This window comes from Cupriavidus sp. C2SS-8b, from assembly GCF_057073745.1.
In genome coordinates, this window is sequence record NZ_CP172716.1 from 288,560 (window position 1) to 305,106 (window position 16,547).

The 16,547-nt window shown below is 66.0% G+C and carries 12 protein-coding genes, 1 tRNA gene and 1 pseudogene; 8 read left to right on the forward strand and 6 right to left on the reverse strand.

Annotated features, from left to right (window positions below; all coding sequences use genetic code 11):
* Positions 1-55 precede the first annotated feature (55 nt).
* Positions 56-883, reverse strand: coding sequence for a DUF6279 family lipoprotein (locus ACIGJB_RS01295; RefSeq protein ID WP_483731041.1), 828 nt, complete (start codon positions 881-883; stop codon positions 56-58).
* Between the two features lie 289 nt (positions 884-1,172).
* Between ACIGJB_RS01295 and glmU the strand changes: the two genes are divergently transcribed.
* A complete protein-coding gene (gene glmU / locus ACIGJB_RS01300; RefSeq protein ID WP_483731042.1) occupies positions 1,173-2,537 on the forward strand; it encodes a bifunctional UDP-N-acetylglucosamine diphosphorylase/glucosamine-1-phosphate N-acetyltransferase GlmU in 1,365 nt (454 codons plus the stop codon).
* Between the two features lie 142 nt (positions 2,538-2,679).
* Positions 2,680-4,518, forward strand: a complete 1,839-nt coding sequence (gene glmS, locus ACIGJB_RS01305) for a glutamine--fructose-6-phosphate transaminase (isomerizing) (protein WP_483731043.1) — start codon at positions 2,680-2,682, stop codon at positions 4,516-4,518.
* Between the two features lie 113 nt (positions 4,519-4,631).
* Here the strand turns inward: glmS and ACIGJB_RS01310 are convergent.
* Together ACIGJB_RS01310 and ACIGJB_RS01315 are read right to left on the reverse strand one after the other, a co-directional pair.
* A pseudogene (locus ACIGJB_RS01310) lies at positions 4,632-4,934 on the reverse strand (DUF6691 family protein); the annotation flags it as partial.
* Positions 4,935-5,110: 176 nt separating this feature from the next.
* Complete coding sequence (locus ACIGJB_RS01315; protein WP_483731044.1) at positions 5,111-5,743, reverse strand: dihydrofolate reductase family protein; 633 nt, start codon at positions 5,741-5,743, stop codon at positions 5,111-5,113.
* Positions 5,744-6,124: 381 nt separating this feature from the next.
* On the opposite strand from ACIGJB_RS01315, the gene bfr reads away from it, so the two are divergent.
* The 3 genes from bfr (at position 6,125) to ACIGJB_RS01330 (ending at position 7,492) form a co-directional block, all read left to right on the forward strand.
* On the forward strand, positions 6,125-6,601 hold the full coding sequence (gene bfr / locus ACIGJB_RS01320; protein WP_483731045.1) for a bacterioferritin: 477 nt from the start codon (positions 6,125-6,127) through the stop codon (positions 6,599-6,601).
* A gap of 89 nt (positions 6,602-6,690) precedes the next feature.
* Positions 6,691-6,765 (forward strand) — tRNA-Cys (locus ACIGJB_RS01325).
* A gap of 283 nt (positions 6,766-7,048) precedes the next feature.
* Positions 7,049-7,492 (forward strand): GNAT family N-acetyltransferase, encoded by a 444-nt coding sequence (locus tag ACIGJB_RS01330; RefSeq protein WP_483731046.1) that lies wholly within the window; start codon positions 7,049-7,051, stop codon positions 7,490-7,492.
* 90 nt (positions 7,493-7,582) lie between these two features.
* Here the strand turns inward: ACIGJB_RS01330 and dmeF are convergent, their stop codons facing one another.
* Positions 7,583-8,611 carry a CDF family Co(II)/Ni(II) efflux transporter DmeF gene (gene dmeF, locus ACIGJB_RS01335; RefSeq protein WP_483731047.1) on the reverse strand — a complete coding sequence of 343 codons (1,029 nt, stop codon included), beginning with the start codon at positions 8,609-8,611 and terminating at the stop codon, positions 7,583-7,585.
* A gap of 322 nt (positions 8,612-8,933) precedes the next feature.
* Positions 8,934-10,382, reverse strand: a complete 1,449-nt coding sequence (locus ACIGJB_RS01340; protein WP_483731048.1) for an aminotransferase-like domain-containing protein — start codon at positions 10,380-10,382, stop codon at positions 8,934-8,936.
* A gap of 329 nt (positions 10,383-10,711) precedes the next feature.
* Here ACIGJB_RS01340 and aptA point away from each other — a divergent pair, with 329 nt between their 5' ends.
* The 3 genes from aptA to bcaP all read left to right on the forward strand — a co-directional run bounded on the left by aptA (position 10,712) and on the right by bcaP (position 15,125).
* Positions 10,712-12,043: an omega-aminotransferase AptA gene (aptA, locus tag ACIGJB_RS01345; RefSeq protein ID WP_483731049.1), complete on the forward strand. Its 1,332-nt coding sequence runs from the start codon at positions 10,712-10,714 to the stop codon at positions 12,041-12,043.
* A 14-nt stretch (positions 12,044-12,057) separates the two neighbouring features.
* Positions 12,058-13,575 (forward strand): CoA-acylating methylmalonate-semialdehyde dehydrogenase, encoded by a 1,518-nt coding sequence (locus ACIGJB_RS01350; RefSeq protein WP_483731050.1) that lies wholly within the window; start codon positions 12,058-12,060, stop codon positions 13,573-13,575.
* Between the two features lie 152 nt (positions 13,576-13,727).
* Positions 13,728-15,125: a branched-chain amino acid transporter BcaP gene (bcaP, locus tag ACIGJB_RS01355; protein WP_483731051.1), complete on the forward strand. Its 1,398-nt coding sequence runs from the start codon at positions 13,728-13,730 to the stop codon at positions 15,123-15,125.
* 6 nt (positions 15,126-15,131) lie between these two features.
* On the opposite strand, the gene ACIGJB_RS01360 is transcribed toward bcaP, so the two are convergent.
* Entirely contained in the window at positions 15,132-16,535 is a 1,404-nt protein-coding gene (locus ACIGJB_RS01360) for an aminotransferase-like domain-containing protein (protein ID WP_483731052.1), read from the reverse strand.
* Positions 16,536-16,547: the final 12 nt, after the last annotated feature.

Below are 16,547 nucleotides of genomic sequence, written 5' to 3' on the forward strand. Positions count from 1 at the left end.
AAACCAGACGCCCGCGTGGTCACGCGGGCGTCTTGCTTTGGGCGTCTGGCGATCGCTACTGGTTTGCCGCCTGAGCAGTGTTGCCCTGGCGCTCGCGCATCAGGCTGCGCGTGTCGTCGATCCATTTCTGGAAGCGTTCCACGGCATGTGCTTTCTGCGTCGGCGTGGTCAGGTTTGCGATGGTCGTGGCCAGCGCCACGCCGGCCTGGTTGTTGGCATCGTAGCTTGCGGCGCGGGTCTCGCCTGGCGGGTGCTGCCAGTGGTCCGCGTAGCGGCGCAGCAGCTCGACCACCTGCGCCTTGGGCGGATGCGTCTGCTGGACCTGCCGCGCCAGCGCCAGCCATTCCTCCTGGCGCCGCAGCCGCTCCGCGTAGCGCGCCTGTACGCCTTGCATCAGCGGGCCCATGGCGGCATGGATGGCCTTTTCCTGCTCATCGGAGAAGCTGCCGTAGATCAGCTTCGCGTAGTCCATCACCTTGTCGAAGCGCGCCGATTCGCGGTCCGAGGCGTTCCCGCTCAGGAATTTCTTGCGGTATTTGGTGTTGCCTTCGTCGAACTTCTTTTCCATGCGGTCGATCTGCGCGGGGGTCAGCGTGAGCAGCAGGTCGGCCACGTCCGGGATGGCCTGGTTGAACGACTGCCGTGCCAGCCGCTGGCTCGATTCCTGGAACTGTGCAATGGCCGCGGCATTGACCGGTTGCTGGACCTGGTTGCGCGCCTTGGTCAGCAGCGCCGAAATTTCGGGAAGCTGGGACTGCCGATGCCATGCAAAGAAGCGGGCAATGGCGTCGCGCGTGGGCGGCTCCTGGGCGTCGCTGACGTCGACATAATGGTCGATCCACCAATAAGCCAGGCGGTCGCCCTGCTGGTAGCCAGTCTTCATCGCACTGCATCCGCACAGGACGGCCGCCGCGAATATCGCCAATATCCGGCGCAGCCAGCGATTGTGAAAATCGGAAACAGGAGCGTATTGGGCAGAAATCGTCATGTTAAAATCGCCGCGCATCTTGCAGGGTTGCCTGATTGCCCGCAAAACCAGTCCTGGCAATGGGTTCTGGCGGCTCCAGGAAGGCGAAAGCCACCACCGCAGGGCTTACGAACGCCGGGTGTCGAACACACGGCTCGTGCTTTAAAGAATATATTTCCTGATACACGCGCCAAGGGGTCTCCTTGTGAATATCGTCATTCTCGCCGCTGGCATGGGCAAGCGGATGCATTCCGATTTGCCCAAGGTCCTGCACCCCGTCGCCGGGCGTCCCCTGCTTGCGCATGTCCTCGACACGGCACGTACGCTGTCCCCTTCGCGCCTGGTGGTCGTGGTCGGCCACGGTGCCGAACATGTGCGCACGGCCGTGGCCGCCGATGACGTCACCTTTGCGGAGCAGCCCCAGCAGCTGGGCACCGGACATGCGGTGGCGCAGGCACTTCCTCAGTTGGACGACAGCCAGCCCACATTGGTTCTCTACGGCGACGTGCCGCTGACCACTGCGGCGACGTTGAAGTCACTGGTCGAAGCCGCCGGCGAGAGCCGGTTCGGCGTCCTGACGGTGGAGATGCCGGACCCGAGCGGCTACGGCCGCATCGTGCGCGATGCCGCGGGCAGCATCGTCCGGATCGTCGAGCAGAAGGACGCTAGCGAAGCCGTCCGCGCAATCCGCGAAATCAATACCGGCATCATCGTGTGCCCGACCGGCCACCTGCGCCGCTGGCTGTCCACGCTGCGCAACGACAACGCCCAGGGCGAGTACTACCTGACCGATACCGTCGAGCGCGCGGTGGCCGACGGCGTCGAGATCGTCTCGGCCCAGCCCGCGGCGGTGTGGGAAACGCTTGGCGTCAACAGCAAGGTCCAGCTTGCCGAAGTGGAGCGCATCCACCAGCGCAACCAGGCCCAGCGCCTGCTCGAGGCCGGCGTGACGCTGGCCGACCCGGCGCGCATCGACGTGCGCGGCGAGCTGACCTGCGGGCGCGATGTCAGCATCGATATCGGCTGCGTGTTCGAGGGCCGCGTGCATCTGGGCGATGGCGTGCAGATCGGCGCCAACTGCGTGATCCGCAACGCCACCATCGACGCCGGCGCGCAAGTGCAGCCGTTCTGCCATATCGACAGCGCGAAGATCGGCGCGCAGGGCCGCATCGGCCCGTACGCGCGGCTGCGCCCGGGCACCGAGCTGGGCGAGGACGTGCATATCGGCAACTTCGTCGAAGTGAAGAACTCGCAGGTCGCGGCGCACAGCAAGGCCAATCACCTGGCCTATGTGGGCGACGCCACGGTCGGCTCGCGCGTGAACATTGGTGCCGGCACCATCACCTGCAACTATGACGGGGCGAACAAGTTCCGCACGGTGATCGAGGATGATGTTTTCATTGGCTCCGATACGCAGCTGGTGGCGCCGGTGACGGTGCGTCGCGGCGCGACCATCGGGGCGGGCACCACGCTGACCAAGGAAGCGCCGGCCGACCAATTGACGCTGTCGCGCGCCAAGCAGATGACCGTCGCCGCGTGGCAGCGGCCGGTCAAGCAGCCGAAGCCGTAAGCAGTACGGCCGCCGCCCGCGGTGGCCATCGGGCAATACAACACGGCCGCCGCAGCGATTGCGGCCGTACCGGCGCGGCACAATGGCCGTTGCCGTCATTGAAAACGGGCGCCGGTGTCGGCGCCGACCACAGGAGTTCAGCATGTGTGGCATCGTCGGCGCGGTTTCCACGCGCAATATCGTTCCGGTCCTGATTGAAGGCCTGCGCCGCCTCGAATATCGCGGCTATGACTCCTGCGGCGTGGCCGTGGTGCGCGATGCTGCCGTCGAGCGTGCGCGCACGGTGTCGCGCGTGGCCGATCTGGACGCCCAGACCCAGGCTTCGGGCCTGGCCGGCACCACGGGCGTGGCGCACACGCGCTGGGCCACGCATGGCAAGCCCGATACCGTCAACGCCCACCCGCACCTGTCCGGCGAGACCATCGCGCTGGTGCACAACGGCATCATCGAGAACTACGAGCCGCTGCGCGAGGAACTGCGCGCGGCCGGCTACGGCTTCGAGTCGCAGACCGACACCGAGGTCGTGGCCCACCTGATCCACCAGGCCTACAGCTACCCGAGCAGCGCCACGCGCGGCGACCTGTTCGCGTCGGTGCGCGCCGTGACCAAGCGCCTGCATGGCGCCTATGCGATCGCCGTGTTCGCCAAGGACCAGCCCGAGCGCGTGGTCGGCGCGCGCGCCGGCTCGCCGCTGGTGGTGGCGCTCGGCGACGGCGAGGCTTTCCTGGCTTCCGACGCGCTGGCCGTGGCCGGCACCGCCAACCGCATCATCTACCTGGAAGAGGGCGATGTGGTGGAAGTCACGCGTGACGGCGTGACCATCCGCGATGGCCACGATCATCTGGTCGAGCGCGAGGCACGCGTGGTCGAAGCGCACGCCGCCACGGTGGACCTGGGCCCGTACCGCCATTTCATGCAGAAGGAAATCTTCGAGCAGCCGCGTGCGCTAGGCGACACGCTCGAGGGCATCGACGGCATTTCGCCGGAGCTGTTTGGCGAGCGTGCGGCCGAGGTCTTCCCCGAGATCGACAGCGTGCTGATCCTGGCCTGCGGCACCAGCTACTACTCGGGCTGCACGGCCAAGTACTGGCTTGAAAGCATTGCCAGGATCCCGACGCAGGTCGAAGTGGCGAGCGAATACCGCTATCGCGAGACCGTGCCGAATCCGCGCGCGCTGGTGGTGGTGATCTCGCAGTCCGGCGAGACCGCCGATACCATGGCCGCGCTGCGCCACGCGCGCGCGCTGGGCCACACTCACACGCTCTCGATCTGCAACGTGGCCACCAGCGCCATGGTGCGCGAGACCGAGATGCGCTTCCTCACGCGCGCCGGCACCGAGATCGGCGTGGCGTCGACCAAGGCCTTCACCACCCAGCTCGCCGCGCTGTACATGCTGACGCTGGCGCTGGCCAAGGTGCGCGGCCACCTGTCGGAAGACGCCGAGGCGAAAGACATGGCCAACCTGCGCCACCTGCCCGCCGCGCTGCATGGCGTGCTGGCGCTCGAGCCGCAGATCATCGCGTGGTCGGAAGAGTTCGCACGCCGCGAGAACGCGCTGTTCCTGGGGCGCGGCAAGCACTACCCGATCGCCCTCGAAGGCGCGCTCAAGCTCAAGGAAATCTCGTACATCCACGCCGAAGCCTACCCGGCCGGCGAACTCAAGCACGGCCCGCTCGCGCTCGTGACGGAGGCCATGCCGGTGGTGACCGTCGCCCCGAACGACACGCTGCTGGAAAAGCTCAAGTCCAACATCCAGGAAGTGCGGGCGCGTGGCGGACGCCTGTACGTGTTTGCCGACAGCGACACGCACATCCAGTCGACGGACGGCATCCAGGTGATCCGCATGCCCGAGCATTACGGCGATCTGTCGCCGATTCTGCACGTGGTGCCGCTGCAGTTGCTGGCGTATCACACGGCATGCGCGCGGGGGACTGACGTGGACAAGCCGCGGAACCTGGCGAAGTCGGTGACGGTGGAGTAGGACGTTTGGGACGTTCAGCGGCGAGATCTTCGGCCGAACGTTCGATGCATTGAAATGGGAAAAGCCGCGATATGCGGCTTTTTCGCTATCCAGTCGGCGGAGCGCTGCCGCGCTCAGGCGCGGCGCATGCCCGATGCTGCGCGCTCGAGGATCTCGAACACCGCCATCCCCGCTACCATGGCGGCCACAATGCCAACCGCCTTTGGATAGCCAGCCCCAAGCGCCACGAGCGCCACGAGCGCCGGGCCCGGGCAAAACCGGGCGATTCCCCATCCAACGCCAAAAGCCGCGCTGCCAAGCACCAGGCGCAGTGTGACTGTTGTGCTGGCGGGCAACTGCATGGGCAGCCCGAGCAACGAGCTGCGGCTACGGGCAAACAGGAAGGCGATTGTGCCGATGGCGATGGCACCCACCATCCCACCATCACACGATGTCGGGGTCGGGCTTGTTCATGGGACAGCTACAGTATTGTCCCGTATATTATATAAAAAAATATAATGTTGGGCGAATGGGGGGCTTTATGGCCCCGAGAAGCCGTTCCTCGACAAGAGCGTGGAAGCTGCCGGACGTCGAGCGCGCGAATGGGCCGGCGCTACGCCCGCTTCGTCAGAACGACGTGCAGCGCGGCGGACGTGCTCGCGTGTTCGGTGCAGGCATAGCCGAGCGCTGGCAGGTCAATGCCGGCAAGCAGCGACTCGCCGCTGCCGAGCAGCGTCGGCGCCATGGCGAGATGCATCTCGTCGATCAGGCCGGCCTGCAGGTACTGGCGGATCGTCGCCACGCCACCGCCCACGCGAATATCGCGGCCCTGCGCGGCTTCGCGTGCGCGCGCCAGCGCCGCGTGGATGCCATCGGTGACGAAGTGGAAGGTCGTGCCGCCCTCCATCTCGATCGATGGCCGCGCGTGGTGCGTCAGCACGAACACCGGCACGTGATAGGGCGGGTTGTTGCCCCACCAGCCTTTCCAGTCGTCATCGGGCCACGGCCCACGCACGGGGCCGAACATATTGCGGCCGAGGATCCACGCGCCCAGATTCTCGAAGCCGCGTTCGGCAAAGTCATTGTCGACGCCGGTGCTCCCGCCTTCGCTGCCGAGCATGGCCTGGAAGCGCCGTGTAGGGAATACCCATTCGTGCAGTGACATGCCGCCGACGCCGAGCGGATTGGCGAGGCTCTGGTTCGGGCCGGCGCCATAGCCGTCAAGCGACAACGAAAAACAGTTCACCCTGAGTCGGGATACTGGCTACGAGAGATTCATGGTCCACTCCAGTCGAACGGTTCAGCACGCGATCGGTTCCCCCGAGCATAGGAAAGAGCGGGTATCCCACTCCATCTTTTTCACGGGCAATGGGCGCCGCGCTTTTTCTTCCGGATAGGCAATTACCGCATTCCTGGCATTTTTACGCGGGACTGATAATCGCGGCGAAAATCAAAACCATACGCATTCTCGATCCAGCGCACCGCAGGCGATGATTTCCCGCGCATTTTGCCGTCTCGCTTGATGTCGCGCCAATCAGGGCTACCATGAAAATTGACCGGCGCAAAAGCCGGACCGGATCAAACAAGGAGAAACAGGATTTTCTGCCCCGGGGGAAGGGGATATGCCATGAAATCTGACAAGAAGGTCATCCAGCTCCTCAATGCCCAGCTCAAGCACGAACTGACCGCGATCAACCAGTATTTCCTGCACGCGCGCATGTACCGGCATTGGGGCATCAACGCGCTGGGCAAGCACGAATACGAGGAATCGATCGAGGAAATGAAGCATGCCGACAAGCTGATCGAGCGCATCCTGCTGCTCGACGGCCTGCCGAACCTGCAGGACCTCGATAAATTGCTGCTCGGCGAAAACACCGGTGAAATGCTGGCTTGCGACTTGAAGCTCGAGCAGGTTTCCCAGGCCAGTTGCAAGGAGGCGATCAAGTATTTCGAATCGGTGGGAGACTACGTATCGCGCGAAGTCGTCGTCGACATCCTGGAAGCGACCGAAGAACATATCGACTGGATCGAGTCGCAGATCGAACTGATCGGCAAGGTTGGCATCCAGAACTACATCCAGTCCGGCATGGGCGGGGTCGAATAACCCCGCCGCGAGTACGGCGCCTGCAGACTTTCCGATTTACCGCTACACTGCGCCCCGCAACACGATTTGTCCCCGGACCTTTCGTCCACGGCGGGGTGGCAGAGTGGTGATGCGACGGCCTGCAAAGCCGTTTACGACGGTTCGATTCCGTATCTCCGCCTCCAGTTTCCTTCCGCGCGCATCGCGCGGGATGCCTGCGGTGCCCTGAGCGGCACGATCCCTGCTTGTCTCTTCGCATATCACCCGTACGGGCGTGGAACCAACCGGTCTCATGCTGTACCGTGAGCGTTGTTTACGCGTTGTTACCGTCTGGAACAACGGCGCTCTTTGCGGTAGTGTGTTGACGCGGCAATGCGTTGGTGCAGGTGCATCCGGCGCTTGCGCACGTGACGACCATGCAGGGCTTCCGTGGTGTTCCCGTAGTGACGCAAGATTAAGAGGCTCCCGATGATTAAAGATCTGCGAATCCGGGCAGCGGTACCTCCGGATGCGCCAGCGGTCGGCGCGGTGCTGGAGCGCTGCAGCCTGCCAACCGATGATGTAATCCGCATGCTGGAGCACTTCCACGTTGCCGTGCACGAATCGCAGGTGGTTGGCTGCGGGGCTGGCGAGCGTTTTGGCGAGACCGTGGTGATCCGCTCGGTCGCGGTGCTGCCGGAATACCGCGACCAGGGCATCGCCACCCACGTGGTACGCGCGGTGCTGATGCGCGCGCGTGCCAACGGGGCCAAGCGCGCCGTGCTGCTGACCCCGACCTGCCCGAGCTATTTCGCGCGCTACGGCTTTTCGCTGATCTCTGCCTCGAGCCTGCCGGCCGAGGTGCTGTCCTCCAGTGAATTCCATCGCCATACCGACACGCCGCCGCTGTGCATGTGCTGCGAGCTGACCTGAAGCCGTGCGCGTAAGCGCAGGCATATTTTCCCGCAAGCGGAAATAATCGAGTCTTCGCAGCCGTCGACGGATAACCGGCAGCAGGATCCGTCAGGCGTGCCGCGCGGCGCGCACGCCCGGATGGTTTTCGTCGCGGCAGATGCTAATCTCCACCGTCACATGCACGAGCTCTTCATGCACGGACAACGCCTCGCGCACGCGCTGCGGTGTCAGCGTGGTGTCATGCGTGACCAGGCAGACGATGCAGGCAAACTGCTGCTTGCCGACGCGCCAGACATGGAGGTCGGTCGCGCGCGTGGCATCGCGGTCGTCGTCGGCGTGCTCGAATGCGGCCAGTACCTCGCGCACTTCACCGACCACCGGGTGGTCCATCTCGCGATCCAGCAGCACGGTGCCGCTCTGGCGCAGCAGCCCCAACGCCCAGCGGCCGACCAGCACCGCGCCGACCAGGCCCATCACCGGGTCCAGCCAGCTCCAGCCGAGCCACCAGCCGCCAGCCAGCGCGACGATGGCCAGCACCGACGTTGCGGCATCCGCCACCACATGCAGGTAGGCGGAGCGCAGGTTGATGTCGTGATGGTGCCCATGCCCGTGCGCATGGGCATGATCGTGGTGGTGATGGTCGTCGTGGTGGTGCCCGTGCCCATGATGGTCATGGCCATGGTGCGCGCCGCCGAGGATCAGCGCGCAGCCGAGGTTCACCAGCAGGCCGAGCGCCGTGATGGCCATGGCTTCGCGATAGTGGATGGCCTGCGGGCTGAACAACCGCTCCACCGAGCCGATCGCCATCAGTGCCGCCACGCCGATCAGGAACACGGCGCTGGCGAAGCCAGCGAGCACTTCGATCTTCCAGGTGCCGAAGGCAAAGCGCGCATCCGACGCGTAGCGCCGCGCGGCCGCGTAGGCAAAAGCCGTCATGCCGATCGCCAGGGCGTGCGAACTCATGTGCCAGCCATCGGCCAGCAATGCCATGGAGTTGAACCACCAGCCGGCAGCAATTTCCACACCCATGGTGACGGCCGTGATCATCATCACCAGCCGGGTGCTGCGCTCGGCCGCATGGTTGCCAGTGTCGAACACGTGGCTGTGGGTCCACGTAGAAAGATTTTCGGTGTGCATGGAGGGCGATCCGTCGGACGGAGCAGGAAGCGAGCGGGTAGGGTAGCAGACTGCCCGTGCGCGAACCCGGGCCGCCCCTGTGGCCGGAGCGGGAATGCGCAGAGGGCCGCATGCGGTGTGATCTTCTCGCGTTTATACATACATACATTCACGTATGCATGTATAATTTCAAAAAATATTCACATTCCATCCCCACATTTGTTGTCGATTTCGATATGAGCTACCGTTTCATTGCCGTCTGCATGGCGGTCTGGATTGGCATTTGCGCGACCGCTGGCATGGTGGTCGAGCGCCTCTGGAGCTGAGCCGGCAGCGGGCCGGTTCAGGCAGCGCGCACGGCGTGCCCCCGGTCCGACAGGCTGTCCAGGAAGTCCCATAACGGCGGCGCGTCACCGGTTGCCACATTGAAGCGGATCCATGGCGAATCCGTTTCCTCCGGCTCGAAATAGGATCCTGGCGCCAGCCAGATGCCATGTTCGAGCGCCAGCGTAGCGAGCCGGTTGCCGGTCATCGGCATGCCGTCGGCTAGCGCGTCGCGCACGCGGGCCCAGGCGAACATCCCGCCTTCCGGGCGCAGCAGCACCTCCAGGCCGTGCGCTTCCATCTTCTCCGTCACGCGGTCCTGCTGGGCGCGCAGCCGTTCGGCCAGCGCCGCGACGTGGCGGCCGTAGTGGCCGCTGGTCAGGACCGAATACACCAGCCGCTCCGTCACTTCCGACGAGGTCAGCCCGACTGCCATCTTGGTCCGCGCGAAGGCCTTGGCGAGGTCCGCGCTGGCGGCGAGATAGCCGACACGCAGCGACGGCGTGATGGTCTTGGAAAAGCCATTGACGTAGACCACCTGCGACAGCCCGTCCATCGCGGCCAGCATGGGCGAACCCGCCGGCGCGAGTTCTCGGTAGATATCGTCTTCGACTACCAGCAGGCGGTGCTGCTCGGCCAGTTGCAGCACGCGGAACGCGTTCATGCTGGTGAGGCTGGCGCCGGTCGGGTTCTGCAGCACGGTGTTGACGAACAGCGCCCGCGGCGCGTGCGTGCGGATGGCATCTTCCAGTGCATCGGTATCGAGCCCGGCCGCGGTGCGCGGCACGCCCACTACGCGCAGGCCGGCGAGCCGCAGGATCTGCAGCAGGTTGCAGTAGCAGGGCGCCTCGACCAGCACGGTGTCGCCGTTGCGCAGCAGCGTGCGCACCACCAGGTCCAGCGCCTGCGTGGCGCCCTGCGTCAGCACCACCTGTTGCGCCTGCATCGGAATCCCGTACTGGCCGAGCCCGGCGGCGATATGCTCGCGCAGCGGCGCATAGCCGTAAGGCTGGCCGTAGCCCGACACCTGCGCGGCCGGCACGCGCGCGGCGGCGCGCATGGCCTGGTGCAGGCCTTCCTCGTTGAGCCAGTCGCCCGGCAGCCAGCCGGCGCCGGCCTTGATCGGCACGGAATGATCGGCGAACACATCCGACAGCAGCCACGCCGCATTGAGCCCGGGCGCTTCCCAGCGCGGCGCACGCGCGCCGCCCGCCGGCGCATGGCGGTGGGCCACGGTGTAGCCGGAACCTGCGCGCGCGGCAAGGTAGCCCAGCGCGGTGAGCCGGCCGTAGGCCTCGGCCACCGTGAAGGTGCTGACGCCATGCTGCTGCGCAAAGCGGCGTACCGACGGCAGCGCGGAGCCGGCGCGCAGCGCGCGGCGGTCCACCAGCGCGGCGATGCCAGCCACGATCTGTTCGGTCAGGGTTTCGCCGCCGCGGCGGCTGCGGGTCAGGTCAAGGGTCAGCATGCGGCACTTTAGAGGGAAGCTACCTGTACAGTTTAGCGGCAGCACGAAGGCGTCTGGCCAACGCGCCGGTATCCACGTCAAAAATGACGCACTGCAATGTGTGGCGCCGTGCGGCACCGCATGGCGGGTCCCGTTGGCGTGACCCGGCGTCGCTGCTGCAGCGGCACAATCCTGTACGGTTTGCCTTGCCTAAACTGTACGGTAAGGCGACGTTGTCCGGACTGTATATTTTGTCGCCCCTGGGCCGCCGGTAGAGTGGCCGACATCCCTGCCGCTGCACGCACTTCGCCGTGACAGCGCGCGCCAACCCGCTTGCCAGAGGAGGACGTATGGACGCCGCCAAGACCGTGATTCCCGATCTCGATGCCCTGTGGATGCCCTTTACCGCGAACCGCCAGTACAAGGCGGCGCCGCGCCTGCTGGCCTCCGCCAGCGGCATGTACTACACCACCCACGACGGACGCCAGATCCTGGACGGTTGCGCGGGCCTCTGGTGCGTGGCCGCCGGCCACTGCCGCAAGGAAATTGCCGAGGCCGTGGCGCGCCAGGCCGCTACGCTGGACTACGCGCCGCCGTTCCAGATGGGTCATCCGCTCTCGTTCGAGGCCGCCACCAAGGTGGCCGCCATCATGCCGCAGGGCCTGGACCGCATCTTCTTCACGAACTCCGGATCGGAGTCGGTCGACACCGCGCTGAAGATTGCCCTGGCCTACCACCGCGCGCGCGGCGAGGGCCAGCGCACGCGCTTTATCGGGCGCGAGCGCGGCTACCACGGCGTGGGCTTCGGCGGCATGGCCGTGGGCGGCATCGGGCCGAACCGCAAGGCGTTCTCGGCCAACCTGATGCCCGGCACCGACCATCTTCCGGCCACGCTGAACATCGCCGAAGCGGCGTTCTCCAAGGGCCAGCCGCAGTGGGGCGCACACCTGGCCGACGAGCTGGAGCGCATCGTAGCGCTGCATGATCCGTCGACCATTGCCGCGGTCATCGTCGAGCCGCTGGCTGGCTCGGCCGGCGTGCTGGTGCCGCCGGTCGGCTACCTGGACAAGCTGCGCGCGATCACCAGCAAGCACGGCATCCTGCTGATCTTCGACGAGGTCATCACCGCATTCGGCCGCCTGGGCACCGCCACCGCGGCGGAGCGCTTCAAGGTCACGCCGGACCTGATCACGATGGCCAAGGCCATCAACAACGCCGCCGTGCCGATGGGCGCCGTGGCCGTGCGCCGCGAAGTGCACGACACGGTGGTCAACTCGGCCGCGCCGGGCGCGATCGAGCTGGCGCACGGCTACACCTATTCGGGCCACCCGCTGGCCGCCGCGGCCGCGATCGCGACGCTGGACCTGTACCAGCGCGAGAACCTGTTCGGCCGTGCCGCCGAACTGTCGCCAGTGTTCGAAGCCGCCGTGCACAGCGTGCGAGAAGCGCCGCATGTGAAGGACATCCGCAACCTTGGCATGGTGGCCGGCATCGAGCTGGAGCCGCGTCCGGGCCAGCCGGGGGCGCGCGCGTATGAGGCCTTCCTCAAGTGCCTGGAGCGCGGCGTGCTGGTGCGCTATACCGGCGACATCCTGGCGTTCTCGCCGCCGCTGATCATCAGCGAGGCGCAGATCGCCGAGCTGTTCGATACCGTCAAGCAGGCGCTGCGCGAAGTGCAGTAACGAGGGACACCGAAGTGAACATTGCAGAGAACCGGCAGATCGCCGAAATCCACCATTACATCGGTGGCACGGTCCGGCAAGGCGCGTCCGCGCGCTTTGCCGATGTCTTTAACCCGGCCACCGGCGAGGTGGCCGCGCACGTGACGCTTGGCACCGCGCAGGATGTGTCCGATGCCGTCGCGGCCGCCAAGGCCGCGTTCCCGGCATGGGCCGACACGCCGCCGCTGCGCCGCGCGCGCATCCTGTTCAAGTTCAAGGAGTTGCTGGACAAGCACCACGACGACCTGGCCGCGCTGATCACGCGCGAGCACGGCAAGGTGTTCAGCGATGCCAAGGGCGAAGTCACGCGCGGCATCGAGGTGGTCGAGTTTGCCTGCGGCATTCCGAACCTGCTCAAGACCGATTTCACCGACAACGTCGGCGGCGGCATCGACAACTGGAACCTGCGCCAGCCGCTGGGCGTGGTGGCCGGCATCACGCCGTTCAACTTCCCCGTGATGGTGCCGATGTGGATGTTCCCGGTGGCGCTCGCGTGCGGCAATACCTTCGTGCTCAAGCCATCCGAGCGCGATCCGTCGCCAAGCCTGCTGATTGCCGACCTGCTCAAGCAGGCTGGCTTGCCCGACGGCGTGTTCAACGTCGTGCAGGGCGACAAGGTGGCCGTCGATGCGCTGCTTGCGCATCCGGACGTGCAGGCGCTGTCGTTCGTCGGCTCGACGCCGATCGCCGAATACATCTACACCGAAGGCACGAAGCACGGCAAGCGCGTGCAGGCGCTGGGCGGCGCGAAGAACCATCTGGTGGTGATGCCCGACGCGGACCTCGACCAGGCCGTCGATGCACTGGTCGGCGCGGCCTACGGTTCGGCCGGCGAGCGCTGCATGGCGATCTCCGTTGCGGTGGCCGTGGGCGACGTGGCCGACAAGCTGGTGCCGCGTCTGGCCGATCGCGCCGCAACGCTGAAGATCCGCAACGGCATGGAAGCCGACGCCGAAATGGGGCCGCTGGTGACCGGCGCGCACAAGGCGAAAGTCGAAGGCTATATCGAGAAGGGCGTGCAGGAAGGAGCAAAGCTCGTGACCGATGGCCGTGGCCACAAGGTCGAGGGCCATGAGAACGGCTTCTATGTCGGCGGCACGCTGTTCGACAACGTCACGCCGGACATGACGATCTACAAGGAAGAGATCTTCGGCCCGGTGCTGTCGGTGGTGCGCGTGCATGACTTTGCCGAAGCGGTGGCGCTGATCAACGCGCATGAATACGGCAACGGCGTGTCCTGCTACACCAGCGACGGCGGCATTGCGCGCGCGTTCGCGCGGCAGATCCAGGTAGGCATGGTCGGCATCAACGTGCCGATTCCGGTGCCAATGGCGTGGCATTCGTTCGGTGGCTGGAAGCGCTCGCTGTTCGGCGACCATCACGCCTACGGCGAAGAGGGCGTGCGCTTCTACACGCGCTACAAGAGCGTGATGCAGCGCTGGCCGGACTCGATTGCCAAGGGTGCAGAGTTCACGATGCCGGTCGCGAAGTAGCATCCCCGCAGGGATGATCTGCGCGACGCGTGACGTGGATCATCCCGCCCGGCGCCTAGTGGCTTTTGGCGCACGCTCACAAGAGTAAACTCCCGTCCTTTCCAGGAAAGGGCGAAGCTGTCCACAAGACGGCATTCGCGGGAGTTGTTCTGATGAGTCTGTTCCGCACCAAGAATATCGACGCCATGCTCGCCGTGGCGGATCACGACGGCCTGAAGAAAGTGCTCGGGCCGATCGACCTCGTGATGATGGGCATCGGCGCCATCATCGGCACCGGCATCTTCGTGCTGACCGGCACCGGCGCGCTGACGGCCGGGCCCGCGCTGACGGTGTCGTTCGTGATTGCCGCCATGGCGTGCGGGTTTGCCGCGCTCTGCTATGCCGAGTTCGCCTCCGCCATTCCCGTATCGGGATCGATCTATACCTACAGCTATGCCACGCTCGGCGAAATCGTCGCGTGGATGATCGGCTGGGACCTGCTGCTCGAATACGGGCTGGCCACGTCGGCGGTGTCGGTGGGCTGGTCGGGCTATTTCCAGTCGCTCGTCGCCGGCTTCGGCGTGAAGTTGCCGGCGGCACTCACGGCAGCGCCAGGCGCGGTGCCAGGCGTCGCGACCATGGTGAACCTGCCGGCCGTGCTGATCATGCTGGCGATCACGTGGGTGGTGTCGTACGGCGTGAAGGAATCCGCGCGGCTGAACAATGTGATGGTGGCGATCAAGATCAGCGTCGTGCTGCTGTTCATCGCCGTGGGCGTGTGGCACGTGAAGCCGGTGAACTGGCAGCCGTTCGCGCCGTTCGGCATGACCGGCGTGTTCAATGCGGCGGCGCTGGTCTTCTTTGCGTTTATCGGCTTCGACGCCGTGACCTCGGCAGCGGAGGAGGTGCGCAACCCGAGCCGCGACCTGCCCGTTGGCATCATCGGCTCGCTCGCGGTCTGCACCGTGCTGTACGTGGTGGTGGCGGCGATCATGACCGGCATCGTGCCCTTCGCCAAATTCGAGGGCGTGGATCATCCCGTGTCGCTGGCGCTGCAGTTCGCCGGGCAGAACTGGGTGGCTGGCTTTGTCGACCTGGGTGCCATCCTCGGCATGACCACGGTGATCCTGGTGATGACCTACGGCCAGACCCGCATCATCTTTGCCATGTCGCGCGATGGCCTGTTGCCCGAGCGGCTCTCGTCGGTGCATCCCGTGCATGCCACGCCGTACTTCGCCACGTGGACCGTGGGCATCGTGTTCGCCATCATTGCCGGCTTCGTGCCGCTCAATGTGCTGGCCGAGCTGATCAATATCGGCACGCTCGCGGCCTTCACGCTGATCTCGATTGCCGTGCTGGTGTTGCGCCGCACGCGCCCGGACCTGCCGCGCGCGTTCCGCTGCCCCGGCGTGCCCGTGGTGCCGCTGCTGTCCGCGGGCTTCTGCCTGTTCCTGATGGCCCACCTGCAGGCACTCACGTGGATTGCCTTCCTGGTGTGGCTGGCGATCGGCCTAGCGGTGTATTTCCTCTACGCGCGGCGCAATGCCGTGCTGCACAACCACGGCGGCTGAAGCCTCTCAGCCTTTCGCGGCGGCCTCTCGCATGAACGCCACCGAGCGCGGTTCGTTGGCATACGCGGTATTGACGCGGATCCACGCCGAGGTCTCGCCGCCCGGCCGGAAATAGTTGCCGGGCGCGAGCATCACGCCGTATTTCTCGCCCAGCGCGACCAGCTCGCGCGAGTCCTTGATGCCCGGCGGCCGCGCCCACAGGAAGTTGCCGCCCGCGGGTTCGCAGAAAACTTCCCAGCCGCATGCCGCGAGCTGGCGCACCGCGTTGGCCGAGGACTCGCGCACGCGCAGGCGCAGCCGTTCCACGTACTTGCGATAGGCGCCGCGTTCCAGCAGCGAGGCGGTGACCGCCTCGGCGAAGTGCGAGCCGGCCACGCTGGTGAGCACTTTCACATCGACGAGGTCCTTCACCAGCGCCTTGTCCGCCACCAGGTAGCCGGTGCGCAGCGAGGCCGACACTGTCTTCGAGAACCCGCCGATGTAGATCACGTGCTCCAGTTGGTCGAGCGTGGCGAGCCGGTCGGTGAAGTGCGTCTGGAAGTCCGAGAAGATATCGTCCTCGACAAAGCGGAAGCCATGGCGGCGCGCGAGTTCCAGCAGCCGGAAGGCAACCGGCGGCGCCAGGGTCGAGCCCGTGGGGTTCTGCAGCACGCTGTTCGTGAAGAACAGCTTGGGCTTGTGCTCGCGCAGCAATGCCTCGGTGGTCTCGGGGTCGGGGCCGGACGGCGTGTGCGGCACGCCCACGAGCTGCACGCCGTGCAGGCGCAGCAGGCCGAACAGGTTGTAGTAGCCGGGATCTTCGACAAACACCGTGTCGCCCGGCTTGAGCAGGTGGCGTACCACCAGGTCCAGTGCCTGGCTGGCGCCGGTGGTGATCAGCACCTGGGGCAGCTCGGCCGCAATGCCTAGCTGGCGCACGCGCAGCAGCACCTGCCGGCGCAGTTCCGGGTGGCCCATAGGCGTGGCGTAGTGGATCACGCTGTCGATGTCGTTGCGCGACACCGCGCGGATGGCCTGCGTCAGCCCCTCCACATCGCGCCAGGTCTCGGGTACGAAGCCGCCGGCCAGCTTGAGCGCGCCGCTCGGGTGGTTGAACTGCTCCATGATGTGGCCGGACAGGTCCTCGGCCAGGCTCGGGTCCGACCAGCCGCGCGCCGACCGGGTGGCCAGCGGGCTCTCCGCCACATAGAAGCCCGACCCGTGTCGCGAATCCAGCAGCCCTTGCGATACCAGGCGGTCGTAGGCCTCGATCACCGGGAAGCGGCTGATGCCGTTGTTCAGCGCCAGTTGCCGGATCGAAGGCAGCCGCGCGCCGGGGCGCGCCTCGCTGGAGCTGATCCATGCCTTCACGCCCTGGATGATCTGCTCGGTCAGGGGAATGCCCGTGGTGGGATCAATGATCAGCTTCATGGTGGCGTCGAC

Bases quoted from the DNA above. Each gene is read 5' to 3' on its own strand.
- ACIGJB_RS01330 (WP_483731046.1), top strand. From the start codon at position 7,049: ATGATTAAAGATCTGCGAATCCGGGCAGCGGTACCTCCGGATGCGCCA.
- bcaP (WP_483731051.1), top strand. From the start codon at position 13,728: ATGAGTCTGTTCCGCACCAAGAATATCGACGCCATGCTCGCCGTGGCG.
- ACIGJB_RS01360 (WP_483731052.1), bottom strand. From the start codon at position 16,535: ATGAAGCTGATCATTGATCCCACCACGGGCATTCCCCTGACCGAGCAG.
- dmeF (WP_483731047.1), bottom strand. From the start codon at position 8,611: ATGCACACCGAAAATCTTTCTACGTGGACCCACAGCCACGTGTTCGAC.
- ACIGJB_RS01295 (WP_483731041.1), bottom strand. From the start codon at position 883: ATGAAGACTGGCTACCAGCAGGGCGACCGCCTGGCTTATTGGTGGATC.
- bfr (WP_483731045.1), top strand. From the start codon at position 6,125: ATGAAATCTGACAAGAAGGTCATCCAGCTCCTCAATGCCCAGCTCAAG.
- ACIGJB_RS01340 (WP_483731048.1), bottom strand. From the start codon at position 10,382: ATGCTGACCCTTGACCTGACCCGCAGCCGCCGCGGCGGCGAAACCCTG.
- glmS (WP_483731043.1), top strand. From the start codon at position 2,680: ATGTGTGGCATCGTCGGCGCGGTTTCCACGCGCAATATCGTTCCGGTC.
- aptA (WP_483731049.1), top strand. From the start codon at position 10,712: ATGGACGCCGCCAAGACCGTGATTCCCGATCTCGATGCCCTGTGGATG.